Annotated in this window: 28 protein-coding genes and 3 pseudogenes; 16 read left to right on the top strand and 15 right to left on the bottom strand. The window is 69.3% G+C overall.

What is annotated here, in order from left to right:
• The first annotated feature begins 717 nt into the window (after positions 1 to 717).
• From KVT45_RS16175 to KVT45_RS16195, 5 genes are all read left to right on the top strand, one after another.
• Positions 718 to 1,344 (top strand): TetR/AcrR family transcriptional regulator, encoded by a 627-nt coding sequence (locus tag KVT45_RS16175; protein WP_308310738.1) that lies wholly within the window; start codon positions 718 to 720, stop codon positions 1,342 to 1,344.
• Positions 1,345 to 1,474: 130 nt separating this feature from the next.
• Positions 1,475 to 2,488 carry a zinc-binding dehydrogenase gene (locus tag KVT45_RS16180; protein WP_217548019.1) on the top strand — a complete coding sequence of 338 codons (1,014 nt, stop codon included), beginning with the start codon at positions 1,475 to 1,477 and terminating at the stop codon, positions 2,486 to 2,488.
• 64 nt (positions 2,489 to 2,552) lie between these two features.
• Complete coding sequence (locus tag KVT45_RS16185; RefSeq protein ID WP_217548020.1) at positions 2,553 to 2,852, top strand: EthD family reductase; 300 nt, start codon at positions 2,553 to 2,555, stop codon at positions 2,850 to 2,852.
• Positions 2,853 to 2,932: 80 nt separating this feature from the next.
• The gene (locus KVT45_RS16190; RefSeq protein WP_217548022.1) at positions 2,933 to 4,657 is read left to right on the top strand and encodes an aldehyde dehydrogenase family protein; all 1,725 of its coding nucleotides are present in this window, start codon (positions 2,933 to 2,935) and stop codon (positions 4,655 to 4,657) included.
• A gap of 35 nt (positions 4,658 to 4,692) precedes the next feature.
• Positions 4,693 to 6,279: an AMP-binding protein gene (locus tag KVT45_RS16195; RefSeq protein WP_308310739.1), complete on the top strand. Its 1,587-nt coding sequence runs from the start codon at positions 4,693 to 4,695 to the stop codon at positions 6,277 to 6,279.
• 316 nt (positions 6,280 to 6,595) lie between these two features.
• Here the strand turns inward: KVT45_RS16195 and KVT45_RS58410 are convergent.
• From KVT45_RS58410 to KVT45_RS16220, 5 genes and pseudogenes are all read right to left on the bottom strand, one after another.
• Positions 6,596 to 6,823, bottom strand: a pseudogene (locus KVT45_RS58410) (PQQ-binding-like beta-propeller repeat protein); the annotation flags it as partial.
• 32 nt (positions 6,824 to 6,855) lie between these two features.
• Positions 6,856 to 6,984: pseudogene (locus tag KVT45_RS58415) on the bottom strand (hypothetical protein); the annotation flags it as partial.
• 214 nt (positions 6,985 to 7,198) lie between these two features.
• The gene (locus KVT45_RS16210) at positions 7,199 to 7,567 is read right to left on the bottom strand and encodes a hypothetical protein (RefSeq protein ID WP_217548024.1); all 369 of its coding nucleotides are present in this window, start codon (positions 7,565 to 7,567) and stop codon (positions 7,199 to 7,201) included.
• Positions 7,567 to 8,241, bottom strand: a complete 675-nt coding sequence (locus KVT45_RS16215; RefSeq protein WP_217548026.1) for a hypothetical protein — start codon at positions 8,239 to 8,241, stop codon at positions 7,567 to 7,569. Before KVT45_RS16215 ends, KVT45_RS16210 begins: the two co-directional genes overlap by 1 nt.
• Positions 8,232 to 8,807, bottom strand: coding sequence for an RNA polymerase sigma factor (locus KVT45_RS16220; protein ID WP_217548027.1), 576 nt, complete (start codon positions 8,805 to 8,807; stop codon positions 8,232 to 8,234). The genes KVT45_RS16215 and KVT45_RS16220 overlap by 10 nt, the downstream gene beginning before the upstream one ends.
• 157 nt (positions 8,808 to 8,964) lie before the next feature.
• Here KVT45_RS16220 and KVT45_RS16225 point away from each other — a divergent pair, with 157 nt between their 5' ends.
• The 6 genes from KVT45_RS16225 to KVT45_RS16250 all read left to right on the top strand — a co-directional run bounded on the left by KVT45_RS16225 (position 8,965) and on the right by KVT45_RS16250 (position 11,761).
• On the top strand, positions 8,965 to 9,453 hold the full coding sequence (locus tag KVT45_RS16225) for an Asp23/Gls24 family envelope stress response protein (protein WP_217548029.1): 489 nt from the start codon (positions 8,965 to 8,967) through the stop codon (positions 9,451 to 9,453).
• Between the two features lie 81 nt (positions 9,454 to 9,534).
• A complete protein-coding gene (locus KVT45_RS16230) occupies positions 9,535 to 9,705 on the top strand; it encodes a hypothetical protein (protein ID WP_217548280.1) in 171 nt (56 codons plus the stop codon).
• Positions 9,702 to 10,115: an Asp23/Gls24 family envelope stress response protein gene (locus KVT45_RS16235; RefSeq protein ID WP_217548031.1), complete on the top strand. Its 414-nt coding sequence runs from the start codon at positions 9,702 to 9,704 to the stop codon at positions 10,113 to 10,115. Before KVT45_RS16230 ends, KVT45_RS16235 begins: the two co-directional genes overlap by 4 nt.
• A gap of 52 nt (positions 10,116 to 10,167) precedes the next feature.
• Positions 10,168 to 10,878 (top strand): DUF6286 domain-containing protein, encoded by a 711-nt coding sequence (locus tag KVT45_RS16240; RefSeq protein ID WP_254646857.1) that lies wholly within the window; start codon positions 10,168 to 10,170, stop codon positions 10,876 to 10,878.
• Between the two features lie 30 nt (positions 10,879 to 10,908).
• Positions 10,909 to 11,517, top strand: coding sequence for an alkaline shock response membrane anchor protein AmaP (locus tag KVT45_RS16245; protein WP_217548033.1), 609 nt, complete (start codon positions 10,909 to 10,911; stop codon positions 11,515 to 11,517).
• Between the two features lie 88 nt (positions 11,518 to 11,605).
• On the top strand, positions 11,606 to 11,761 hold the full coding sequence (locus KVT45_RS16250) for a DUF6131 family protein (protein WP_217548034.1): 156 nt from the start codon (positions 11,606 to 11,608) through the stop codon (positions 11,759 to 11,761).
• A 104-nt stretch (positions 11,762 to 11,865) separates the two neighbouring features.
• Here KVT45_RS16250 and KVT45_RS16255 read toward each other — a convergent pair whose 3' ends face one another.
• The 8 genes from KVT45_RS16255 to KVT45_RS16290 are packed head-to-tail and all read right to left on the bottom strand — an operon-like array spanning position 11,866 to position 15,632.
• The gene (locus tag KVT45_RS16255) at positions 11,866 to 12,276 is read right to left on the bottom strand and encodes a gas vesicle protein K (RefSeq protein WP_217548036.1); all 411 of its coding nucleotides are present in this window, start codon (positions 12,274 to 12,276) and stop codon (positions 11,866 to 11,868) included.
• Positions 12,260 to 12,508 carry a gas vesicle protein gene (locus tag KVT45_RS16260; protein WP_217548038.1) on the bottom strand — a complete coding sequence of 83 codons (249 nt, stop codon included), beginning with the start codon at positions 12,506 to 12,508 and terminating at the stop codon, positions 12,260 to 12,262. Before KVT45_RS16260 ends, KVT45_RS16255 begins: the two co-directional genes overlap by 17 nt.
• The gene (locus KVT45_RS16265) at positions 12,505 to 13,335 is read right to left on the bottom strand and encodes a GvpL/GvpF family gas vesicle protein (RefSeq protein ID WP_217548040.1); all 831 of its coding nucleotides are present in this window, start codon (positions 13,333 to 13,335) and stop codon (positions 12,505 to 12,507) included. Before KVT45_RS16265 ends, KVT45_RS16260 begins: the two co-directional genes overlap by 4 nt.
• On the bottom strand, positions 13,328 to 13,735 hold the full coding sequence (locus KVT45_RS16270) for a gas vesicle protein (RefSeq protein ID WP_217548042.1): 408 nt from the start codon (positions 13,733 to 13,735) through the stop codon (positions 13,328 to 13,330). The genes KVT45_RS16265 and KVT45_RS16270 overlap by 8 nt, the downstream gene beginning before the upstream one ends.
• Before the next feature lie 39 nt (positions 13,736 to 13,774).
• Positions 13,775 to 14,017, bottom strand: a complete 243-nt coding sequence (locus KVT45_RS16275; protein WP_217548044.1) for a gas vesicle protein GvpG — start codon at positions 14,015 to 14,017, stop codon at positions 13,775 to 13,777.
• Between the two features lie 10 nt (positions 14,018 to 14,027).
• Positions 14,028 to 14,741 carry a GvpL/GvpF family gas vesicle protein gene (locus KVT45_RS16280; protein ID WP_217548045.1) on the bottom strand — a complete coding sequence of 238 codons (714 nt, stop codon included), beginning with the start codon at positions 14,739 to 14,741 and terminating at the stop codon, positions 14,028 to 14,030.
• Positions 14,742 to 14,768: 27 nt separating this feature from the next.
• Positions 14,769 to 15,251: a gas vesicle structural protein GvpA gene (locus KVT45_RS16285; protein ID WP_217548047.1), complete on the bottom strand. Its 483-nt coding sequence runs from the start codon at positions 15,249 to 15,251 to the stop codon at positions 14,769 to 14,771.
• A gap of 30 nt (positions 15,252 to 15,281) precedes the next feature.
• Positions 15,282 to 15,632, bottom strand: a complete 351-nt coding sequence (locus tag KVT45_RS16290) for a gas vesicle protein (RefSeq protein WP_217548049.1) — start codon at positions 15,630 to 15,632, stop codon at positions 15,282 to 15,284.
• A 262-nt stretch (positions 15,633 to 15,894) separates the two neighbouring features.
• Between KVT45_RS16290 and KVT45_RS16295 the strand changes: the two genes are divergently transcribed.
• Both KVT45_RS16295 and KVT45_RS16300 read left to right on the top strand, forming a co-directional pair.
• Complete coding sequence (locus KVT45_RS16295; protein WP_217548051.1) at positions 15,895 to 16,731, top strand: histone protein; 837 nt, start codon at positions 15,895 to 15,897, stop codon at positions 16,729 to 16,731.
• 3 nt (positions 16,732 to 16,734) lie between these two features.
• On the top strand, positions 16,735 to 17,664 hold the full coding sequence (locus KVT45_RS16300; RefSeq protein ID WP_217548052.1) for an SRPBCC family protein: 930 nt from the start codon (positions 16,735 to 16,737) through the stop codon (positions 17,662 to 17,664).
• Between the two features lie 26 nt (positions 17,665 to 17,690).
• Here the strand turns inward: KVT45_RS16300 and KVT45_RS56325 are convergent.
• Positions 17,691 to 17,939: pseudogene (locus KVT45_RS56325) on the bottom strand (NAD(P)/FAD-dependent oxidoreductase); the annotation flags it as partial.
• A gap of 488 nt (positions 17,940 to 18,427) precedes the next feature.
• On the opposite strand from KVT45_RS56325, the gene KVT45_RS16305 reads away from it, so the two are divergent.
• Positions 18,428 to 18,601: a CsbD family protein gene (locus tag KVT45_RS16305; protein ID WP_217548055.1), complete on the top strand. Its 174-nt coding sequence runs from the start codon at positions 18,428 to 18,430 to the stop codon at positions 18,599 to 18,601.
• A 103-nt stretch (positions 18,602 to 18,704) separates the two neighbouring features.
• Here KVT45_RS16305 and KVT45_RS16310 read toward each other — a convergent pair whose 3' ends face one another.
• Positions 18,705 to 19,037, bottom strand: a complete 333-nt coding sequence (locus tag KVT45_RS16310; protein ID WP_217548057.1) for a hypothetical protein — start codon at positions 19,035 to 19,037, stop codon at positions 18,705 to 18,707.
• Positions 19,038 to 19,445: 408 nt separating this feature from the next.
• Between KVT45_RS16310 and KVT45_RS16315 the strand changes: the two genes are divergently transcribed.
• Together KVT45_RS16315 and KVT45_RS16320 are read left to right on the top strand one after the other, a co-directional pair.
• The gene (locus tag KVT45_RS16315) at positions 19,446 to 20,180 is read left to right on the top strand and encodes a DUF1345 domain-containing protein (RefSeq protein ID WP_217548058.1); all 735 of its coding nucleotides are present in this window, start codon (positions 19,446 to 19,448) and stop codon (positions 20,178 to 20,180) included.
• 45 nt (positions 20,181 to 20,225) lie between these two features.
• Positions 20,226 to 20,702, top strand: a complete 477-nt coding sequence (locus tag KVT45_RS16320) for an OsmC family protein (RefSeq protein ID WP_217548060.1) — start codon at positions 20,226 to 20,228, stop codon at positions 20,700 to 20,702.
• Positions 20,703 to 20,799 lie beyond the last annotated feature (97 nt).

Below are 20,799 nucleotides of genomic sequence, written 5' to 3' on the forward strand. Positions count from 1 at the left end.
GCCGTCCACGCGGTGCGGAAGCGGGAATGACAGCTCCGTCGCCTCGGGCGTGACCGCCGCGTCGGCGAGCAGCAGGCGCCCGAAGCCGGCCTCGAACGCGCCGAACAGCAGCGGGACGTCCAGGCCGTGGCAGGCGCCGAAGACACCTGTACCCACGCGGTAGTTGAAGGTGCCCACGACGACATCGCCGTCGCGGGCGATGTGCTGTGCGTCGGAACGTCGAAGATGCCCCCGAATCCGGACTTCTGCGGGCGTCCCCCACCGGCGGCGCGGTGAACGGTATGCCGCGGAACGGTCAGGCGGTGCTCCAGGCGGCCGCGCACGGCACCAGCGGTGGTGCGCACCACGAGCCGCCGCTCTCTGGCGTCCATCGAGCCCGGGGGTTCGGCGGGACCGGCTGTCGTCATCGTTCACTCCTCTGCGGCCCGTACGGGAGGACTCCTCGGCGTACCGAGTCGCATGGGCGGGGATCGGAAGGCTTCGCTGCCGACTTCGCGGCGGGCTCCGGCTGATCAGGCACAGACGTCGGACCAGGGGGAGCGCACGAACCCCCTTGCATGTTCTATGTCATACACCATAGATTAGCTTCAGTGAGTCCGCCTGGGTGGGCAGCCCCGCAACTCCACGGCGAGGAAGACGGACCAGCATGGACGAACGTCGGATCTCCGCGGCCGGGCCCATCTCGGACCACGCGGGGCGTACTGAGGTGGTGGTTTCGTGAGCCCTCGTAAGAGCGACAGCCGCGAGCGGATGGTCAGCAGTACCGCGGCCCTGCTGCGCGAGTACGGCGCGAGCGCGACCAGCATCGACCGGGTGCTGGCCCACAGCGGCGCCCCGCGCGGCTCGGTCTACCACCACTTCCCCGGCGGGCGGACGCAGTTGGTCGAAGAGGCGGTGGAGCTGGCCGGCGGTTTCATGGCCGGCGTGATCGAGGCCGCCATGCAGGCCGACGATCCGGTGGCAGGCATCGACACGTTCTTCACCGTGTGGCGCGACGGACTCGTGGAGAGCCGCTTCCGGGTCGGCTGCCCGATCGTGGCGGTGGCCGTGGAGACCAACGACGAAGCCCCCCACCTCGCCCGCTCTGCAGGCGCGGTCTTCGCCGGCTGGCAGGAGGCGTTCACGGCCGTGTTCCGGCGTCACGGCCTGGCCGAGGACCGAAGCCGCCGGCTTGCCGCCCTCGTCGTCGCCGCGGAGGAAGGAGCGGTGGTCATGTGCCGGGCCCAGCAGAGCAGCGCCCCGATCGAGGCGGTCGCCGCCGAGATCCACGACCTGCTGGCCCATGCGCTGAGCAACCGCCCCGATGCCGACCCCGCTCCCAGCCGTATGCCCGACATCGGCTGACGCGTCTCGCCTGATCGATGAGCGTCGGCGTCAACTCCCCGGAGACAGACCTTCGTTCACCCACCCGGAACCCCGACCGGCACGCGCCGGTTTCCGGTCCCGCACGACCGAGTCCCAAGGAGGGCCACCCATGCAGAGATTCGAGTTCGTCAAGAAGCGCGAGCTGCGATACGTCGACGTTCCGATGCCGGTGCTGGAGTCCGACGACGACGCGATCGTCCAGCCGGTCGTCTCGACCACCTGCGACCTGGACCGCTTCATGATCGCGGGACTGGCCCCGTTCGAGGGCCCGTTCGCCCTCGGACACGAGACCGTCGCCAAGGTCCTTGAGGTGGGCGACAACGTCTCGCACGTGAAGCCCGGTCAACTGGTCGTCCCCGCCTGGCATGTCGCGTGCGGCACCTGCGCCGCGTGTGCGTCCGGTCGCCCCACCGGCTGTACGAACGTGCCGCGGAACGCGATGTTCGGACTGCCCACCGGCGGTGACTTCGGCGGCTTCTTCTCCGAAGCGGTCCGCATCCCCTTCGCCGGCTACGCGTTGGCGCCGCTGCCCGAGGGGGTCAGTGCACGTGCGGCGGCGTCGGTGGGCGACAACCTCTCCGACACCTACAGCGCGGTCGCCCCGGCACTGCGCAACGCGCCGGGCGCCGATGTCCTCGTCATCGGAGGAACCGGCTCGGTCGGAGTCTTCGCCGTCAGTTTCGCCAAGGCCCTCGGCGCTTCCTCGGTCTGCTACGTCGACACCTTCGACCCCGAGTGCGTCGAACTCGCCCGCGGACTGGGCGCCGAGATCCTCGACGAAGTGCCCCGTGGCCGCGAGTTCCAGGTGACGTTCGACGCGTCCGGCCGTCCCGACGGACTGCACGCGGCCCTCAACGCGGTCGCCCGGAACGGCACTTGTCACAGCTTCGGCATCTACTGGCAGGACGTCGCCGTGCCCGTGCTCTCGATGTACATGCAGGGCGTGACGTTCACGACGGGCCGGCCCAACGTCGGCCCGGTCATCCCCGACGTACTCGCCCTGATCGCCGACGGCACCGTCGACCCGCTCCCGGTGTTCTCCGACGTCGTGAGCTTCGACGACGCCCCGACCGCCCTGGCCCAGGGCCTCCGCAAGCCGCTCGTCGTCCGCGACGGCTACTAGACCGGACGACGGCTACTCACCCCGTACACCGAACGGCCTGCTCACCCCGCCAAGGAGAAACCCCATGAACCGCATCGTCGTCCAGTACTTCGACCCCGCCGACCCCGACGCCTTCGACGCCCGGTACCGCGACGAGCATGTCGCGCTGGCGAAGGCCATTCCCGGCGTCGTCGACTTCCAGCTCTCCCACCCACGCGGGCTCAGGGGCGTGACGCCGTATCTGGTGGTCGAGATGTTCTTCGCCGACGAGGACGCCGTAGCCACCGCGCTGAAGTCCGCCGAGTTCGCGGAGGCCGGAAAGCACGCGGCAGGGTTCGACGTCGCTTCGACCGCCCTGTACATCTCCGCTCCGCAGCAGGCCTGAGACGAGAAGGCCCGCCACAGGCTCGACCAGCCCCCGATTCGTCGACGCCGCCGCGTCAACCCGCCCTAGGAGAACCAGAGATGAGCGCGACCCGGATACCCCCTGTCGACGACGAGATCACCGAGGAAGTCCGGGCGAACCTCGACAGGGCGATCGCGGACCTCACCGTGGGAGCAGACGCCTGGTCGAGGCTCGGCCTGGACCAACGGGCCACGCTGATCACGGAAACACAAGCGTCGATCGCGCGGCACGCGAACGACTGGGTCGTGGCTGCGATCGCGGCCAAGGGAACCCACGAGGGCTCGATGGAGGGGGAGGAGTGGATCTCCGGGCCGTACGCGTCGTTGGCCGGCTTCGGTCGCGTCGCACACAGCCTGACCCTGATGGCGAAGGGCGAGTCGCCGCTCAGCGGCGTGAAGGCCCGGTCGGCACCCGGCGGCCGGATCCGGTTCAAGGTGCTGCCGTCGAGCCTGCTTGAGCACACCCTCTTCCACGGCTTCACGGGCGAGGTCTGGCTCAAGCCAGGCGTTGCGGAGGATCAGGCACGAGGAGAGGCCGGTCTCGGAGCGCTGCGCGTCGGAGAGAACGGTGGCGTCGGGCTGGTGCTCGGTGCCGGCAACATCGCCTCGATCGGGCCGCTGGACGTGCTCTACGAACTCGTCGCCTTCAACCGGGCATCAGTGCTCAAACTGAACCCGACGTTCGCAGGACTCACCGAGGCCTACAGCGCGGCGTTCAAGCCGCTCATCGACGCGAACGTGCTGCGGATCGTCAACGGCGCGGCAGAGGTGGGCGGTTATCTCACCCGGCACCCCGGCATCGCGCACGTGCACATCACCGGTTCGGCCGCGACCCACGACGCGATCGTGTGGGGCACCGGCGCCACCGCCTCGGCGAACCGTGAAGCCGGCACACCCGTCCTGGACAAGCCGATCAGCTCCGAGCTCGGGGGCGTCTCACCGACGATCGTCATCCCCGGCAGATGGACCAAGGCCGACCTCAGGTTCCAGGCCGAGCAGATCGCCACCCAGCGCCTGCAGCACTCCGGCCACAACTGCATCGCCACCCAGACGCTGATCCTGTCCGCGGAGTGGAAGCAGAAGGAGGAGTTCCTCGCCGAGCTGCGCCGCGTTTTCGACCGCCTGCCCCGACGCGAGCCGTGGTACCCCGGCTCCGACCGCAAGATGGACACCGCCCGCAGTTCCTACCCCCAGGCCGAGGACCACTCCGGGCGCCTGCTGGTCGAGGTGTCCGAAGCCACGAGCAGAGACCTCTTCGCGACCGAGTACTTCTCACCCGTGCTCGGCCACACCGCTCTCGCCGGAACGGGCGCGGAGTTCTTCCGGGCCGCGGTGGAGTTCGCCAACACCGAGCTGGACGGCACCCTCGGCGCGAGCATCGCCGTAGCCCCGAAGGACAAGCGGGCGATCAAGGACTTCGACGACATCCTCGCCGGACTCCGCTACGGCTCCATCGGAGTCAATGCGTGGAGCGCTGTGGCATTCCTGGGCGCCCCCTTCACCTGGGGCGCGTTCCCCGGCAACACCTTGGAGCAGGTGGGCTCCGGCATCGGGGTCGTCCACAACGCCCACCTCATCGACAACACCGAACGCTCGGTCGTCTACGGCCCCTACCGCGCCTTCCCGCGCTCGGTTCTGCACGGCGAGAACTCGCTGTTCCCGCGACCGCCGTGGTTTGTGACGGCCAGGACGGCGCACCGCAGTGGAGCCAAGTTGTCCGCGTTCGCGGCGAAGCCCAGCTGGCTCAAGCTTCCCGGAATCTTCGCCGACGCATTCCGCGGCTGACTCTCTGCATCCCACAACCGGCGAAGGAGCACTCCGTGACCAGCATCAAGAGCACGTATCCCGACGTGGAGATCCCGTCGACCAGCGTCTACGACTACATATTCGGCTCGTTGAGCGAGACCGATCTCGGTCGGACGGCGGTCGTCGACGGTGACCGCACGCTGACCTACGGCGAGCTCAGACAGGCGGTGGACCGGTTCGCGGGCGCTCTCGCCGCTCGCGGGGTCGCGCCGGGCGACGTCGTGGCACTGCACGCGCCGAACAGTTCCGGTTTCGCGATCGCCTTCCATGGGATCCTGCGCGCCGGGGCCACCGCGACGGCGCTCAACGCGATGTACGCCCCGCACGAGATCGCGGGCCAGCTGCGCGATTCCGGCGCGTCGACGTACGTCACGGTCTCGTCGCTCCTGCCGCGCGCGCTTGCGGGCGCCGAAGAGGCGGGGCTCGGCCGGGACGCGTTCATCGTGCTGGACCCGACCGAGGGCTACCCGTCGTTGCCCGACCTGCTCGGCCAGGACGCGGCCGCACCCGACATCGCCGTCGACCCGGCCAACCACCTCGCGGTGCTGCCGTACTCGTCGGGCACCACCGGCCTGGCCAAGGGCGTCATGCTCACCCACACCAACCTCGTCGCCAACATCGCCCAGTGCGAGCCGATGCTGGAGGTGACCGAGCGCGACACCGTGCTCGCGGTGCTGCCGTTCTTCCACATCTACGGCATGAACGTCCTGCTGAACCTGACCCTCAGAGCACGCGGCACGCTGGTCACCATGGACCGGTTCGACCTGGCGGAGTTCCTGACCAGGATCCAGGCGAACCGCTGCACCTTCCTCTACATCGCCCCGCCGGTCGCGGTTGCCCTGGCCAAGCACCCGATGGTCGATCAGTACGACCTGGCGAGCCTCCGGATGGTGGTCAGCGGTGCCGCACCGTTGGACGAGGCACTCGGCAACCGCCTCGCGACACGACTGGGCGTCCGGCTGATGCAGGGCTTCGGCATGACCGAACTCAGTCCCGTCTCGCATCTCACCCCGCTCGACGACCCGGACATGTCCGTCGGCTCGATCGGTGTGGCCGTCCCGAACCTCGAGTTCAAGGCCGTCGACCCCGCGACCGGCCAGGACGTCGCCTGGACACCAGGTCGGCGCAGCTCCGCCGGCGAGATGCTCGTGCGCGGTCCGAACGTCATGCGGGGCTACCTCGGCAACCCCGAAGCGACCGCGGCCACCATCGATCCGGACGGGTTCCTGCACACCGGGGACATCATCGAGATCGGCGCCAAGGGCGAGGTCTACGTGGTCGACCGGCTCAAGGAACTCATCAAGTACAAGGGCTACCAAGTCCCCCCGGCCGAACTCGAAGCCGTGCTGCTGGCCCATCCCTCGATCGCGGACGCGGCGGTCGTGGCGCATCCCGACGAGGAAGGCGGCGAAATTCCCCGTGCGTTCGTCGTCCTCCAGGACGGCGCCGGCCCGACCGCGAACGAGATCATGTCGTACGTCGCCGAACGGGTCGCCCCGCACAAGAAGGTCCGGATCGTCGATTTCATCGACGTCATCCCGAAGTCGGCGTCAGGAAAGATCCTTCGCAAGGACCTCAAGGGACGCCCGGCAACCGCCTGAGACGCCCTTCGAACGTGTGCGGCCGCCGCTGACAGCGACAGCGGTCCGGGCAGCCTCCCGGGCGATCCGGAACACACCTGTGCCAGCGTGCTGACCTCCGAAGACACAGTGGCGATCCGCCCGTACCGGGCGATCGCGTCGCCCAGTCGCATCCCCTTCCCACGCGGTTGATCGGCCCGACCACCGCTCCAAACCGTGAACGGGTCGTGGCCCGGGACGCCTCCGCGTGGCGCCCGTTCAGGACCGTGTTGCAGTGGCAGTGCAGGGCCCGTCCGGCGAGTGATCGTTCCCCGTGCGGGAAGGGGAAACACGGGCGTCAGGTGTGAATCGCGTACAGGAAATCGTCCAAACTGCCGACGTACACCGTCCCGTCAGCCACCGCCGGCGACGACTGGCGAGCGGCTCCGGTCTCCTGCTTCCAGCGTTCCTCCCCTGTGGCCGCATCCACAGCCCACAGGTACCAGCCGTTGCTGCCCATGTACACGGTCCCGTCGACGACCGCGGGCGTGGACCACGTCGACCCGCTGAAGGGCAGCTCCCAGCGCTTCCCGCCGGCCTGCTTCCCGTGGCGGCGTCCACCGCATACAAGGAGTCGCGGGGGAAGGAAACGTAGACCCGGCCGTCGGCCACCGCGGCGGAGCTGAAATCCTCGAGGGTGAGCGTCTCCTGCCCGCCCCGACCGCATGCATGTCCGCGCGGGCCCAACCGTCCGTCAGCGCGCGAAAACGTCCGGAACGGATGCCGGAACCCCTGCTGCCCGCGTGTCTCGGGGTGCGCTGTGGGTGTGAGGGGGGCGGTCCGCTCGCCGCGTCCCCAACAGGTCCGTTGAAGCCGACTCCTTTACCGACTGGTGAGCATCGGCCCGATCAGGGGACTCTTGCCCGCCGGTCGCACCGCTGACGGTCCGTGGGGCCGGCGCTCATGGCGCCTCGTACCCGGTGGCGATGCGGGTCACGGTGACCGTGACGGTGACGGGATCCGGGGCGGCGAGACGGGAGATGACGGCGGTCCGCACCCGGCCGTGTACGTTGCGGGCTACGTCCAGCGCCCGCCGGCCCTCGGCGAGGACGCAGCGCACCTCGATGTGCCAGCCCGAGCCGTCCGGCGCCCGCTCGGCGCGGACGCCCGCCTCGGGAGGCGTGCGGTGGGATGCGGGGTGGGTCCTGGGAGACACGGCGGCTGCCGCGAGGCGGTGGGCGAGTCGGGGTTGCAGGCCGGTCACGCCGGGAACCGCGAGGGCCGCCTCGGCCGCGACGCCGAGGAGCGTGGTCGGGTCGACGGTGGTCATCACGCACCCCCACCGGTCCCGATGCCGGCGCCAGGGTGCGGCGGCCACGGCTCCAGTACGTCGACCACGGCGATGTCGACGGCCGTCACGGCGAGCCCCAGATCCTGACCGGCCGAGTGGAGGACCGATCGGCGTACCTGATGAACGCGCTCGGGCAGCGGACGGTCGAGGGTGGCGGCCAGGGTCATGGTCACCCGGACGCCGGTGCCCTCGCCCGCGGATGTGAGCCGGCAGGTCGCGGTCCTCGCACCGGGGACCGTGTCCGCGGCCTGCCGCAGAACCTTCGCCGCGGCACTCTCGGTGATCCGCAGGTCCCGGTCCGGATCGGCCAGGGGCAGCAGCCGTCCCAGCCTGACCTCCGTCCTGACGGCGTTCATGACGCGGTCGGCGAGTGCGTGCAGTCCGGGTCGGTCCACGGCGCGCAGCGCCCGGGTGGCCGCGTTCACCGTGGCCAGTCCCTCGACGGCCTCGCGGCAGTGCGGGCAGGACACGGGGTGCGGGTCCGCGGCCGGCGCCTCGTCCTGGGCCTGTTCCCAGACCTGGCTGAGCAGGCGGCCGCAGGGCAGCACCTCGTCCCCCGGGATCGGCAGCACGTCGGCGGCGGTCGATCCGGTGCGGGGCCCGTCGGCTTCCGGCGGTTCGGAAGGCCGTGTGTGCGGGTCGTCTAGCGCCATGGGCCCATCGCCTCCTGCAGGGATCGGCGGGCCCGGAACAGTCTGCCGCGCACCGTCGGCTCAGTGGTCCGCGTCATGTGGGCTATCTCCCTGTAGGGCAGGCCCTGCACCTCTCTCAGGATCCAGCAGATCCGCTGCCCGGCGTCCAGTTCGGCGAGCGCGCGGGTCAGAGCGGCGGCGGTCGCGTCCTGCTCGGCGGACCGGTCGGGCTGGCTCCACGCGTCGCCCGCCATGGGTTCGACGACGGTGTTCAGGGACAGCGGCGGCAGCCGGCGCCGGCGCATGGTGAGGCAGCGGTTGACGGTGATCCGGTACATCCAGGTACGGAACTCCGCGCTGTGGCGGTATTCCGGCAGTCGCCGCCAGGCGCTGACGAAGGCGTCCTGGACGGCGTCCTCGGCGTCCTGCGGGTTGCCGAGCATGCAACAGGCCAGGGTCAGGAGGGACCGGCTGTGCCGTCGGACGAGAACGGTGAAGGAGTCCTCGTCCCCCTCGGCCGCGCGTACGGCCAGCAGTCCGTCCGGCAGGTCGCATTCCAGCCGTGGCGAAGCGGTGCGTTCGATCATGACAACTCCCGCACAGGGCTCGGAACGTGCAGCTACCCGCAGAAAGACATGTGATGCACGTCACATCTGTTGGGTGTGAGAAGTGCGCCGCCACATGTGTCCAACCTTTCGACGGCACCGCACAGGTGTCTCCCACTGACCGATCGAGGCGACCGCCATGACGGACAACATCACCAGCGTCAGCGGGGGCGGCCGGGCCGATGCGGGCGTGAGCGCGCTGAAGGGCCGTACCGGGGCCGGGGCTCCGGCCGAGACACGAGGGAAGACCACCATCTCGGACGGCGTGGTGGCCAAGATCGCGGGCATGGCCGCCCGTGAGGTACCGGGCATCCACAGCCTGGGAGCGGGGATGGCCCGCGCCTTCGGCGCCATGCGGGAACGCGTCCCCGGTGGCGGCGGCGGAGGTGTCACACGCGGAGTGAAGGTCGAGGTCGGCGAGCGGCAGGCCGCCGTGGACCTGGATGTCGTCGTCGAGTACGGCGTCTCCATCGTCGACGTCGCCGGCGGCGTACGCACCAACGTGATCAGCGCCGTGGAGCGGATGACGGGACTGGAGGTCGTCGAGGTGAACATCGTCGTCGACGACGTCCATCTCCCCGACGACGAGGAGGGGCCGACCGAACCGGACGAGGGCCGGGTGCGGTGACCGCCGCCGTGACCACCGCCGTGTCCTCGGGCATGAGCGGGTGATCGCGGCGACACGGACGCTCGCGAGACGGGTGAGTGCATGATGAACGCAGCGACGACGGGCCTCGCGGCCGGCATGGCCCTGGGCTTCGCCGGTTACTTCGGCGGCTTCTGGGCATTCCTGCTCGTTCTCGTCCTCGGAACGGCGGGGCTGATCGTCGGCCTCGTCGTGCAGGGCGACCTCGACCTCCATGCGCGGAGGCAGCGGTGAACACCCGGCCCGGTGCCCCGCCCCTCGGCGAAGGGTCCGGCCCGCTTGCACGGGCCGCCGGCCTGCCGCCCCCGGCCGAGCGGGGTGCCACCGTCATACCGGACAGGGTGGTCGCCCGTATCGCCGCCCAAGCCGCCCGCACGGCCCAGTCCCGGCGCGCCGCCGTACCGTCCGACCGCAACGGACCGGCGGCGCCCGCCGCCTCCGCGGCCACCCGTACCGGTTCGGTGCGCCTGCACCTGGCCATGGACCTGCCCTACCCCGCCGACATCCCCCGGATCGGCGAACGGATACAGCAGGACGTCGCCGAACGGGTGGCTCAACTGACCGGTTTGAAGGTACGAGAGGTCACGCTCACCGTCCGGCGACTGGTGACCGCCACCGGCGCGAACCGGGGACGGGTCCGGTGAGCCGCCCCGTGACCGGTGCCGCCGGTCACACCACGCAGGAAGGAGGACCGGAATGACATCCGACCCGGACCTTCCCACCCACAGCACCGCACCGTCCGCGCGCCCTGCCACGGTGCCGCCGGCAAAGGAGCCCGAGGAGCCGAGGGAGCAGCCGACAGAGCCCGCTCCGCCCGAACACGACGCTCCCCCACCGAACCTGACGGCCGGTGAGCACGGCAGAGGGCACCGAAGCCACCGGCCGTGGTCCGCGCGCCGCCTTCCGGCCGCACTGGTCGCCGCGCTGGTTCTCGTGGCGGCGGGCGCGGCACTGGTCGACGTCGTCGCCGTACGGGCGGGACGCCCTGCGGCAGCCTGGCGCCGGCACCTGGCCGACGAACTGGCCACCCGCCCGGTGGACGACGTGTGGATGCTCACGGGAGCCGCCGTGGCGGCCGCCGTCGGCGTCTGGTTGATCGTGCTGGCCCTCACCCCCGGCCTGCGCCACTGGCTGCCCCTGCGCTCCCCCGCACCCGGGCTGCGGGCCGCCCTGGACCGGGACGGCGCCGCCGATCTGATTCGCGACGCCGCCATGCGGGTACCCGGAGTCGGTAAGGCTCGCATCCGGGTGCGCCGCCACCTCGTCAAAGCCCGCGCGGACGTCCGCTTCCGCGATCCCCGGCAGGTGAAGGACGACCTCACCGCCGTCCTCGACGACGAGCGCGACCAACTCGCCCTTGCCCGCCCTCCCCGCATCGTCGTACGGGTACGGCGACGCACCGACTGACCGAAAAACCAGCAGCACCGGAGCCCGCACATGACGCCGCAACCCGTAGTCAACCGCAGTCTGCTGGCCCTCGCCGGGCTGGTACTGCTCGGCGGCGGTCTGCTGATCCTCTTCGCCGGATTCGACATCTACCGGCGACACGATCTGGTGCCGCCCGTCGGCTGGCCCCTGACCACCCCGGACGACGTCCTGCTGGGCTCCGCCGACCGGGCCCGCTGGAGCAGCCAGGGCTGGTGGTGGTGGCCCGCGGTCATCGCCGCCCTCGCCCTCGTCGCCCTGCTCGCCCTGTGGTGGCTGCTCGCCCAACTGCGCCGGCGCCGCCCCGGAACACTGCCCGTCGGCGGCACGCCCCCGCAGGAAGGCATCGAACTGCGCGACCACGCGCTCAGCGACGCGATCGCCGCCGAAGCCGGTGCCCTGCCAGGCGTGGAGCAAACGGCCGTACGCATCACCGGCCGACCTGCCCGCCCCCTCACCCGCGTCAGACTCACTCTCACCTCTCAGGCGGCACCCGGCACCGTCCTCGACGCCCTGTGCGAAGGCCCGCTCCGCACCGCCCGTCGGTCCACCGGTTCCTCACACATGCCCACCGAGGTCCGCCTGCAGGTCACCGCCCACAAACCGCACCGCACGGAGTGAGGAGAGAACCACCCGCCCCCGTGTCACACCTTCTTACGGTCTCTCGCCGTTCGCTGAGGCGCTGGCACCACTCCCCCATGGAGAGACCATGATCATCCTCGGCATCATTCTGCTCGTCATCGGCTTCGTCACCGGGATATCCATCCTGTGGACCATCGGGATCATCCTGGCGGTCGTCGGAGCCGTCCTGTGGATCGTCGGCGGGATGGGACACGCCGTCGCCGGTCGACGCCACTACTGGTGATCGCCCCACGGCGTACCCCTCTGACCTGCCGTGCAGCGCCCGACTCGACTTCGGTCGACTCAGGCGCTGCCTCGTTTCCGGCCCTCGACAGGCACCGGGGGGGTTCAGTCGGAGGGCGGAAGCAGTGTGCCCAGCGGCCCGAGGTCCAGGTTGAGGTCCTCCATGGTCAGTCCGTACTGGGCGCACAAGTCGCTCATGCGGTCGTGGAGGAGCATGAGTGTCGCGCCCAGGCGTTCTTCCTGTTCGTCGGTGAGGTCTCCTTGGTCGACGCGGTGCAGGGCCTGTCGTTCCATGAGCTGGCGCAGCAGTTCCACGAGGGTGAGGACGAGCCTGAGGAGGTCCCGTTCGACGGTGTCGCGGTCGGAGCTGATCCGCCGAGCCGGGGAACGCGGGCCCTTTCCGGCCGGCGGGTCCAGGTCGCGTGGGGCGGCGGGCAGCAGCCGGAAGGCGCGGGCGGCGGCCTCCGCGACTTCGTCGGCGCGGCACGGCGGCCGGCTCTCACCCTCGGCCGTCATGGTCGCCGCCTCGCAGCGGGCCGGTGCTCGTCCATGGCGAGGGGTTCTGCTCGCTGATGGAAACGATCAGGGCACGCAGTGAGACGCGTACCAGATCGATGTCCGCGATGGACAGCACCACGTCACCGGTGAGGACGACCCCACCGGTCAGCAGCCGGTCCAGCAGGTCGATGAGAGCGACCTGCCGCTGAGGCAGGCGCTCCGCTTCGGGTGGCCGGCCGGGGGTGCTCACGGGGGTGCTCCCTCCGCGGTACCGCCGGATTCACCGGGCGGCATGGCGAAGGAGTACGGAGCCCAGGGGCCGGTGGCCTCGACCCGTACCCCGTCCAGTCCGTCGGCGGCATGCGTAACGTCGGCCAGGAAGTCGTCGCAACGGTTCCGGGGCACAAGGTAGGCGTCATTGACCACGTTCTCGCCGGCCCCGGCGGCGCTGCCGGCCGCTTCGGCGAGGAAACCCTGTTGCACGCGGTGCCGTACCCGGTCGGAGGCGTGCTTGCGGCCCGCGGTCTCCACCCGCTCGGCGGCCTTCTGCGCAGCCTGGTAGACGGTGTCGCGAACACTCTGCTGCTGCCGGCGGTTCCGCAGATAGGCGCGCCCGGGGGTCAGGTCCGCCGCGGGAACGGCCGGGGCCGCGGGGACCTCGGACGGCTCGGCGTAGATCTTGACCCCCCATTCGACATGTCCGGAGAGCCGGGCCAGGCGCTCGGCGAACACGGTCCGCCCGGCTTCCAGGACCTCCCGGGCCCGCTGGTCGTCGAGGTAGACGGTTGCCAGGCGCAGGGGAAGGACGGTGGTGCGCTCGGCCAGGGCCTCGATGACGCCGTGGTGGGACCGGGCCACCGCCTCCAGCCATTCCAGGTCCTCGAGATGCTGCTTGAGTGCGTCCTCCGTGAAGTCCTGCGCCGGCACATGACTCACCACGAGCCCCAGTCGGTCGTCGCCGGCGTCGGTGACGAGGCCGACCGGGGCGTCGGCGACGCCCCGGAGCGGAGCGGCCGCCTCCTGCAGTCCCTCGGCGGCGCGTAGCACCGCATACGCGTATGTCAGCAGGTCACTCATCGCGAGCACGTCCCCGGCGACGGCCGCCCGTGACCCCGGGCGCTTCCTCCTCCACGGGGAGGGCGTCGCTCTGGCGGAGAGCATCGATCTCGGCCCGCAGCCGGCGGTTCTCCTCGGCCAGCGACCGTTCACCGCCGGCCCGGGAGGAGAGCGCGGGATCGTGCTCCCACCAGTCGATGCCCATTTCCTTCGCCTTGTCGACGGAGGCGACCAGGAGGCGCAGTTTTATGGTCAACAGCTCGATGTCGAGAAGGTTGATCTGTATGTCGCCCGCGATGACGATGCCCTTGTCGAGTACGCGTTCAAGGATGTCGGCGAGATTGGCGGAGGAGCCCTGCCCGTAGGGCGGAGCCGCTCGGGACGGGTAGGAACCAAGCCTGTTGGCCAGGGGTTCAGTCACGGTTGCGGCCTCGAATTCCCTCGTGCCGGATCAGGAGTGTCAGCCCTGCCGGTAGGCACGGATCTCCTCCAGCCGGTCGAGCAGTTCGTCCTCGCGCCGCTCGAACGTCTCCTCGTCGATGTCCCCCGCGACGAGGAGACGTTCGAGCTCGGCGAGTTCGCGGTGCACCGGTGCGGGGTCGTAGTACTGGTTCTCGGCTTCCTCGCGGACCCGCTCCACGACCCATACGACGCCGCGCACGGGGGCCAGGGGGAGGGTGACGAGCTGGGTGAACAGGCCCATGAGAACTCCTTCAGACGAAGCTGTAGGGGGGCAGGGGGCCGTTGAGCCGGAAGTCGACGTCGTCGCCCATCTGATGGGCCACGCTCAACTCCGTCGTGAGGAACGCCTCTTCCCGGTCCTCGGTCACCAGGAACGACACGTTGAGGAAGTCCGAACCCGTCGGCTGGGACGATTCAAGCGACCGGGCGAAGGGGCGCAGTGCTTCGACCACACCCGCCGCCAGCGCCTCCTGCCGTGCCTGTACCTCCTGGGCGACCAGCTCACCGAGTCGCAGCGATGCGTCGGGGGCGGCGGTACCGCCGCGGATCTCGTCATTGAGCTCCCGGGCCACGTCCGACTCCCGCAGGATCTGGCGTAGCAGTGCGTCCTCGTCCTGCGACGCCTTGAGGTGGTACTCGCTGCACCCCTCCAGTGCCTGAAGCCGGTCCGTGTAGTCCGCGGCATTCTGCTCCAGGGCCGCCAGGACGGCCTCGTCGTTCTCGGCGATGAGACCGAACCGCATGGGGAGCACGGTGCCGTCAGCCATGAGGCGCTCCTGTACCTCCTGGTGCGCGATGACGTCGCGGCGCTTGGGACGCAGATCCTCCGGCGCGTCGCTGACCACGGCACACAGCGGTCCGGCCGTCACTGTCCGCAGTCCCGCCGGGGGTTCACCGACGCCGTTGAGACCGTCGAGGCGGAGCGGATGCTGCTTGCCGGTGATCGAGTAGATGTATACGGCCATGGCTCATTCCTTCTCACGCGGCGAGCCTCATTCGCGCTCACGTCGGGAGGTGCGCCGAACCGGCCGCCGTCGCCTCTCCACGGGTTCCCTTTCCTTGCCCTCGTCTTCTTCCTCGGGCTCCTCTTCTTCGGCTTCCTCGGCGTCGTCACGGCCGGTGATCCCCTTGAGGGAATCGGTGACCGCTTCCGCCGCGCCGGAAAGCGCCCCTTTGGATTTTCCTTTGGCTCCGCTCTCGATTGTGTCTCCGACGATGTCGGTCAGCTGGGCGGGCGCCTTCCTCCCGGATTCGAGGTCAAGGCGGTTGCACGCTTCGGCGAAACGCAGATAGGTGTCGACGCTGGCCACGACGATGCGAGCGTCGATCTTGAGGATTTCGATCCCCACCAGCGACACGCGGACGAACACGTCGATGACAAGCCCGCGGTCGAGAATGAGTTCCAGGACGTCGTAGAGGCTGCCGGTCCCGCCACCGCGAGCGACGCTGCCTCCACTTTGCGGCACCACTGTCATGGTGCCTCCCTTCACACCGGCTGTGCCGTCTCAGCCCCGCCGGTCGATTTGACCACGCGTATAGCGGCGCTTCCGTTCGTATCCCACCAGATCGCCTTCCTCGTCGAGCGTCACTCGATAGGTGGCCATCACGCTGGTGGTTTCGGGGACGCGCTCCAATTCGAGTACCTCGACATCGGCTTCCCAACCGGTTTCGGTCGGTTTCAGTGCCGAGACGGACTCGGGGGCACGGCCGAGCAACTCCTGGAGTTGTCCGACAGCGGAGCGTATGGCCCAGCCGGCGTTGCCCTTGCCGGAGCGGCGACGGGAACCGCTCGCGCCGCCCTCGTCGGAGCCGCGGCTCCGGCCGCTGGATCGCCTTCGGGGTTCTGGTGCGGCCATGATCTCTCCGGTGGTCGGAGCGGGTTCGCGGGCGCCATATCCCACCCACGAACCCTATAATTTCATCACATAGGGACATGTATCGCCCTAGCGTGGATGCCTTCGCGGTGACCTGCCCGGTGGTTGCATGGTGTGTCTGTGACACAGCGGGCTGTGAGGCACGGTGCGTGCGATCCGCCTTCTGTTTCCATCGCGGGTTCGGGACCGGGGCGTTGGTCCGGATGCGGGCTTTTTCATCTGCCCTTTCCGAAGGGAATCGCTCATGAACGACACGACCAAGGTCGGCCTCGCCGCCGCCGTCGCAGCGGGCTATGTGCTCGGACGTACGAAGAAAGCGCGCCTTGCCTTCGCCATGGCAACCTACCTTGCCGGCCGCCGCTTTGGACTCGACCCTCAGCAGCTGTTGACGACCGGACTCCGCAAGATCGGTGATGTTCCAGGGGTCGCCGAACTGAACGAGCAGGTGCGCGGCGAACTACTGGGCGCCGGCCGCCAGGCCCTGGCAGCCGCTGCCGATCGCCGCCTCTCCGACCTCGCCGACTCGCTCCACGAGCGGACGCTGCGCATTGGCCAGGAAAAGGACGAGGAAGAGGACGAATACGGAGAGGACGAAGACGAGTACGAGGAGGACGAGGAGGAGCAGGAGAAGGGCGAGGGGCGTTACGAGGAGGAAGAAGAGGCGGAAGAGGGAGAGGAAGAAGAAGAGCCGGAGGACGAACTGGAGGAAGAGGCCGAGGAGGAGGAACCCGAAGAGGAAGAGACCGAGGAAGAGGCCGAGGAGGAACCGCCGCAGCGTCGCCGCCGGCGGACGGGAACCGCGGCGAGGAAGCGCCCGGACGCGCCCGCTGCCCGTAAGGCGGCCGCCAAGAAGGCTACTCCGCGCAGGAAGGCGGCTCCGGCGAAGAAGACCGCAGCGCACAGGCCCCCCGCCAAGAAGGCGGCGCCGGCGAAGGAGGCTGCGAAGAGGGCTCCGCGTCCCGCCAAGAAGGCCGCCGCGAAGAGGCCCGCCGCCAAGAAGACTTCGGCGAAGAGGGCGACCGCGAAGAAGGCCCCGGCCAGGAAGACCGCTGCCAAGAAGACGACCGCGCGGCGGAGGTAGGTCATGGCCGGCAAAGTGCGTGACACCGATCACGAAGCGAGTTCGGGTCTGGACCTGCTGCGCGAAGAACTCGTCGACTACCTCGGCGCCCAGATGGAACATCTCGTCGACAAGGCGGGGGACAAGTTGGGAGATGTCACCGACCAGCTTCTCGATGTGGCCGAGAACGGAGGAACACTCGCCGGCGTCGGCAGTCGGATTCTCCAGGGCGACTCCCCGCTGAAGGCATTCGTGGGTGAGAAGGCCAAGGGGCTCAAGGACAGCGTGATGGGCAAGGCCAAGAGCGTCTTCGGCGGAGGAGGCGGTGGCAAGGCCGGCAGCACCAAGGTCATGAACATCGTCGAAGTGCTGGACGTGGGTGTCCCGATCCGCACGGCGTACAACTACTGGACCCAGTACGAGGAGTTCAGCGGCTTCACCAAGGGTGTACGCAGTGTGTCCAAGAACGACGAGGTCGCCAGCACCTGGAAGGTGAAGGTCGGTCCGTCGACTCGGGGCTGGAAGGCATCAGTTGAGGAGCAGGTGCCGGACGAGCGCATCGTATGGAGCTCCGAGGGCGCGAAAGGCACCACTCACGGCTGTGTCAGCTTCCACGAACTCACGCCCGACCTGACGCGCATCGTGCTCGTCGTCGAGTACTACCCCTCGGGCTTCTTCGAGAAGACCGGCAACCTGTGGCGCGCCCAAGGCCGCCGCTTGCGGCTGGACTTCAAGAACTTCCAGCGCTACGTCACCTTCGCCGACGAGGAAGTCGAGGGCTGGCGCGGAGAAATCCGCGACGGCGAGGTGGTCCGCAGCCACGAGGAGGCACTGGAAGAGGAGGAAGCGGCAGGAGAGGACGAGGACCAGGAGGAGTACGAGGAAGAGGAGCCGGAGGGCGAGTACGACGAGGAGGCCGACGAGGGCGAGGAGGCCGACGAGAAGGAGCGCTGACGCGGCCCGAGCCGAGCGACTCCCCCTCGGCACCCCCGTACGACGACGGACACCGCGCGCTCCCCGCACCACAGGACACCGTCGCGGTGCGGCAGCCGGCTCACGAGCGCCCTGGTCAGGGGGCCCGCCCCGCCGACGGGTACCGGGAAGCCGTGGCTCTGTCCGAGCATCGACATCAGCCAGCCGAATCCGCCGCTGCCCACCGCCTCGGGGGCCAGGTCGGCTTGCAGGGCGTTCCCGGCCAGCAGGAGCCGTCCTGCCTCGCCCCGGAACTTCGCCGCCGGACGGAGCCCGGAGCGGACCGGCGGGAAAGCGAGGATCCGTCGCCCAGACGATGTTTGACTCGGCTGCTCGGGATCACTCGCGTTGTGGGTCCCGAGTGGGCCATCGAAACCGAGGCCGGCTTGTTTGCCCGATGTGCGGCACGTACCGGCAGGAGTGCGGCACAGCCTGCGACCCAAAACCCGAGAGAGGGAATCTCATGAACACCCCTGGTGACAAAGACACACCTCCGGTAGCCGACGAGACGCGGAAACGGTCCGCGGAGCAGCGGAACGTCACCACGCCCACGCCGCGAGATGTCCGGGACAAGGTAAGGGCCAAGGATGGAAACGAGCCCGAGCTCCCGACCGAAGAAACCTCTTGACCGCCGGTTGCCGCGTCTCGGGCACCCGCTTCTTGAGCGCCACCCCGTTTTACTGCCCGACAGGGGGTACTCGGGATAGGTGCACGATTTCCCACGGAGCTAGGAGAGTGAACGAAAATGTCCGGAAAGCAAAAGGCAAAGGGCAAGATGGAAGAGGCCACGGGAAAGACCAAGGAGGCCGTCGGCCGTACCGTCGGCAACGAGCGGATGATGGCCGAAGGGCAGGCCAAGAAATCGAAGGGTGCGGCCCGTCAGGCCAAGGAGAAGACGAAGGACGTTTTCAAGCACTGACAAGGCCGATGCTGAGCGGGATCTCATTTCGGGGATCCCGCTCCTTTGTGCCATCGAACCCAGGGCGTGTGCGGCTTCGCCTGGAGCGGTACGGATGACCGGGTCAGGACAGCGGGTTGACGCCTTCGATGACCTGCCATCCGGAGGCCAAGGTGCCCGACTTGAGATGCTGGACGCCCTCTCCTCGGAGCGTCACGAACGCGGTGAGGCCGGTGTCGAGTGCTGCCACTCGATGCCTGAAGAAGACGGTCTGCGTCAGCTTCAGGTCGATCGCTTGGGCTGAACCGCTGAGCCGGTTGAAGCGGGCACCACGACGGACCGGCCCCCGCAGGCAGCGCACGCTGAGTGTGACCTGTTCGAGGGATGCGACGATGACCCGGTCGATCTGCAGTTCTACGCTGTGACGACCGCTACCGGGGCCGGGGATCTCACTCACGCGGCTGCCCCCTCTCGCTCGACTCGATCCCCCAGTCGGTGACTACGCTGAGCACAGGCGTGCCTTTCCGACCCGCGCCGCGAACGCGGGCCCACTCGGTGACCATCGAAGTCCCGCATGGAATCAGTGCGGACCCGGAGAAAAACTGGAAGACCAGAGGAACAGATTTAACACTGTCGGTGGCCCGCCATATTCTCCGGCGGGCCGCCGGCCGTCTCCTGACGCCATGACCCCGGCGTGGCCACCGCCGAACACCGCACCGCACGACTCGCCGCCACCCGCAGAACCCCCCGTCGGCACCAACCGACAGACCGCACAAGGCGCTACCGACAACCCGTGCCAGGTGGTGCCGAGCGAGGGGCCGAGCCGGTCGGCGGATCCTCGGGCGGACTCGGGACAATCGTGGCCATGACCGACCGAATGTCCAATGCCGAGAACCGGATCGCCAGGATCGAGGGGCTGCTGGAGAGCGGCGAGCGCGATGTGGTGCCCGCGTGGCGCCGGGCGACGCAGGGCGAGCCGCGGTGGGCGGTGACCGCCGTGATCCTGGTGGCGGTCGCCCTCCAGCTGATGCTGCCGCACCGGCTCGCCTTCCAGCCGTACTGGGCCCTGCCGGTCCTGGAGGTGGTGCTGCTGGCCGGCCTCATCGCCGGCAACCCCCGGCGGGTGGAGCCCCGTACCCGGTGGCTGCGGGTGCTGGGACTGGTGCTGATGGGGGTGATCAGCCTGGCCAACGGCTGGGCGGCGGTCCGGCTGGTGGCCGGTCTCGTGAACGGCACCGAGGGGGATGACGCCGGGCCGCTGCTGCTGACCGGCGGCGGCATCTGGCTGACGAACGTCATCGTGTTCGCCCTCTGGTACTGGGAGTGGGACCGTGGCGGACCGATGGCACGGGTCCTCGGCCGGCACCAGTTCGCGGACTTCCTCTTCGTGCAGATGCAGAGTCCGGAGACCGCGCCGCAGGACTGGGAGCCGAGCTTTCTCGACTATCTGTACCTGTCCTTCACCAACTCCACCGCCTTCAGCCCGACCGACGTGATGCCGTTGTCGCACTGGGCCAAGATGCTGATGATGCTGCAGTCCTCGGTCTCGCTGGTGACGGTGGTCCTGGTGGTGGCACGGGCCGTCAACATCCTGCACTGACGGCGCTGACGGCACAGGCGGCCGGGCTGCCTTAGGTTCGTCTCCATGAGCGAAGACTCCCTGCGCCTCGTCACGCTCGAGCGCACCTCGACCGGCCGCTTCACCGCGACGAACGCCCGTGGCGGCACCATCGCCTTCGGTACCGGCGACGGCACGGAATTCACCCCGGTCGAACTGCTGCTCGCCGCGATCGGGGGCTGTACGGCGGCGGACGTCGACGTGTCCACGAGCCGTCACGTGGCACCGACCGCCTTCACCGTCACCGTCAGCGGCCACAAGGTGGGCGACGAGGACGGCAACCGGATGACGGACCTCGCGGTCGCCTTCTCCGTCACCTTCCCGGAGGGCGCCTCCGGCGACCGCGCCCGCGCGATCCTGCCACGGGCGGTCGCCGTCTCCCACGACCGGCTGTGCACGGTCAGCCGCACGGTCGAGGCGGGGACGCCCGTCGCCGTGTCGGTGGATGGCGAAGCTCGGCATCAAGGGATGACATTCCGAACGGCCCGGACTGTCACCGAGTGATGGCCAAGGGGTTACCGTTCGAATCAACTCTCCTTCCAGCACGCCCAGTTGACACAGGATGGCGTTAGCGTTCGACCTACGGCCCCCGGCGGAGGGC

It is taken from the genome of Streptomyces sp. GbtcB6, assembly GCF_019091475.1.
Lineage (GTDB): Bacteria > Actinomycetota > Actinomycetes > Streptomycetales > Streptomycetaceae > Streptomyces > Streptomyces hyaluromycini.

Bases quoted from the DNA above. Each gene is read 5' to 3' on its own strand.
- KVT45_RS16285 (WP_217548047.1), bottom strand. From the start codon at position 15,251: ATGACAGTGGTGCCGCAAAGTGGAGGCAGCGTCGCTCGCGGTGGCGGG.
- KVT45_RS16215 (WP_217548026.1), bottom strand. From the start codon at position 8,241: ATGGCGCTAGACGACCCGCACACACGGCCTTCCGAACCGCCGGAAGCC.
- KVT45_RS16225 (WP_217548029.1), top strand. From the start codon at position 8,965: ATGACGGACAACATCACCAGCGTCAGCGGGGGCGGCCGGGCCGATGCG.
- KVT45_RS16300 (WP_217548052.1), top strand. From the start codon at position 16,735: ATGGCCGGCAAAGTGCGTGACACCGATCACGAAGCGAGTTCGGGTCTG.
- KVT45_RS16190 (WP_217548022.1), top strand. From the start codon at position 2,933: ATGAGCGCGACCCGGATACCCCCTGTCGACGACGAGATCACCGAGGAA.
- KVT45_RS16275 (WP_217548044.1), bottom strand. From the start codon at position 14,017: ATGGGCCTGTTCACCCAGCTCGTCACCCTCCCCCTGGCCCCCGTGCGC.
- KVT45_RS16240 (WP_254646857.1), top strand. From the start codon at position 10,168: ATGACATCCGACCCGGACCTTCCCACCCACAGCACCGCACCGTCCGCG.
- KVT45_RS16180 (WP_217548019.1), top strand. From the start codon at position 1,475: ATGCAGAGATTCGAGTTCGTCAAGAAGCGCGAGCTGCGATACGTCGAC.
- KVT45_RS16245 (WP_217548033.1), top strand. From the start codon at position 10,909: ATGACGCCGCAACCCGTAGTCAACCGCAGTCTGCTGGCCCTCGCCGGG.
- KVT45_RS16220 (WP_217548027.1), bottom strand. From the start codon at position 8,807: ATGATCGAACGCACCGCTTCGCCACGGCTGGAATGCGACCTGCCGGAC.
- KVT45_RS16305 (WP_217548055.1), top strand. From the start codon at position 18,428: ATGTCCGGAAAGCAAAAGGCAAAGGGCAAGATGGAAGAGGCCACGGGA.
- KVT45_RS16250 (WP_217548034.1), top strand. From the start codon at position 11,606: ATGATCATCCTCGGCATCATTCTGCTCGTCATCGGCTTCGTCACCGGG.
- KVT45_RS16280 (WP_217548045.1), bottom strand. From the start codon at position 14,741: ATGGCCGTATACATCTACTCGATCACCGGCAAGCAGCATCCGCTCCGC.
- KVT45_RS16185 (WP_217548020.1), top strand. From the start codon at position 2,553: ATGAACCGCATCGTCGTCCAGTACTTCGACCCCGCCGACCCCGACGCC.
- KVT45_RS16255 (WP_217548036.1), bottom strand. From the start codon at position 12,276: ATGACGGCCGAGGGTGAGAGCCGGCCGCCGTGCCGCGCCGACGAAGTC.
- KVT45_RS16265 (WP_217548040.1), bottom strand. From the start codon at position 13,335: ATGAGTGACCTGCTGACATACGCGTATGCGGTGCTACGCGCCGCCGAG.
- KVT45_RS16230 (WP_217548280.1), top strand. From the start codon at position 9,535: ATGATGAACGCAGCGACGACGGGCCTCGCGGCCGGCATGGCCCTGGGC.
- KVT45_RS16315 (WP_217548058.1), top strand. From the start codon at position 19,446: ATGACCGACCGAATGTCCAATGCCGAGAACCGGATCGCCAGGATCGAG.
- KVT45_RS16295 (WP_217548051.1), top strand. From the start codon at position 15,895: ATGAACGACACGACCAAGGTCGGCCTCGCCGCCGCCGTCGCAGCGGGC.
- KVT45_RS16210 (WP_217548024.1), bottom strand. From the start codon at position 7,567: ATGACCACCGTCGACCCGACCACGCTCCTCGGCGTCGCGGCCGAGGCG.
- KVT45_RS16320 (WP_217548060.1), top strand. From the start codon at position 20,226: ATGAGCGAAGACTCCCTGCGCCTCGTCACGCTCGAGCGCACCTCGACC.
- KVT45_RS16290 (WP_217548049.1), bottom strand. From the start codon at position 15,632: ATGGCCGCACCAGAACCCCGAAGGCGATCCAGCGGCCGGAGCCGCGGC.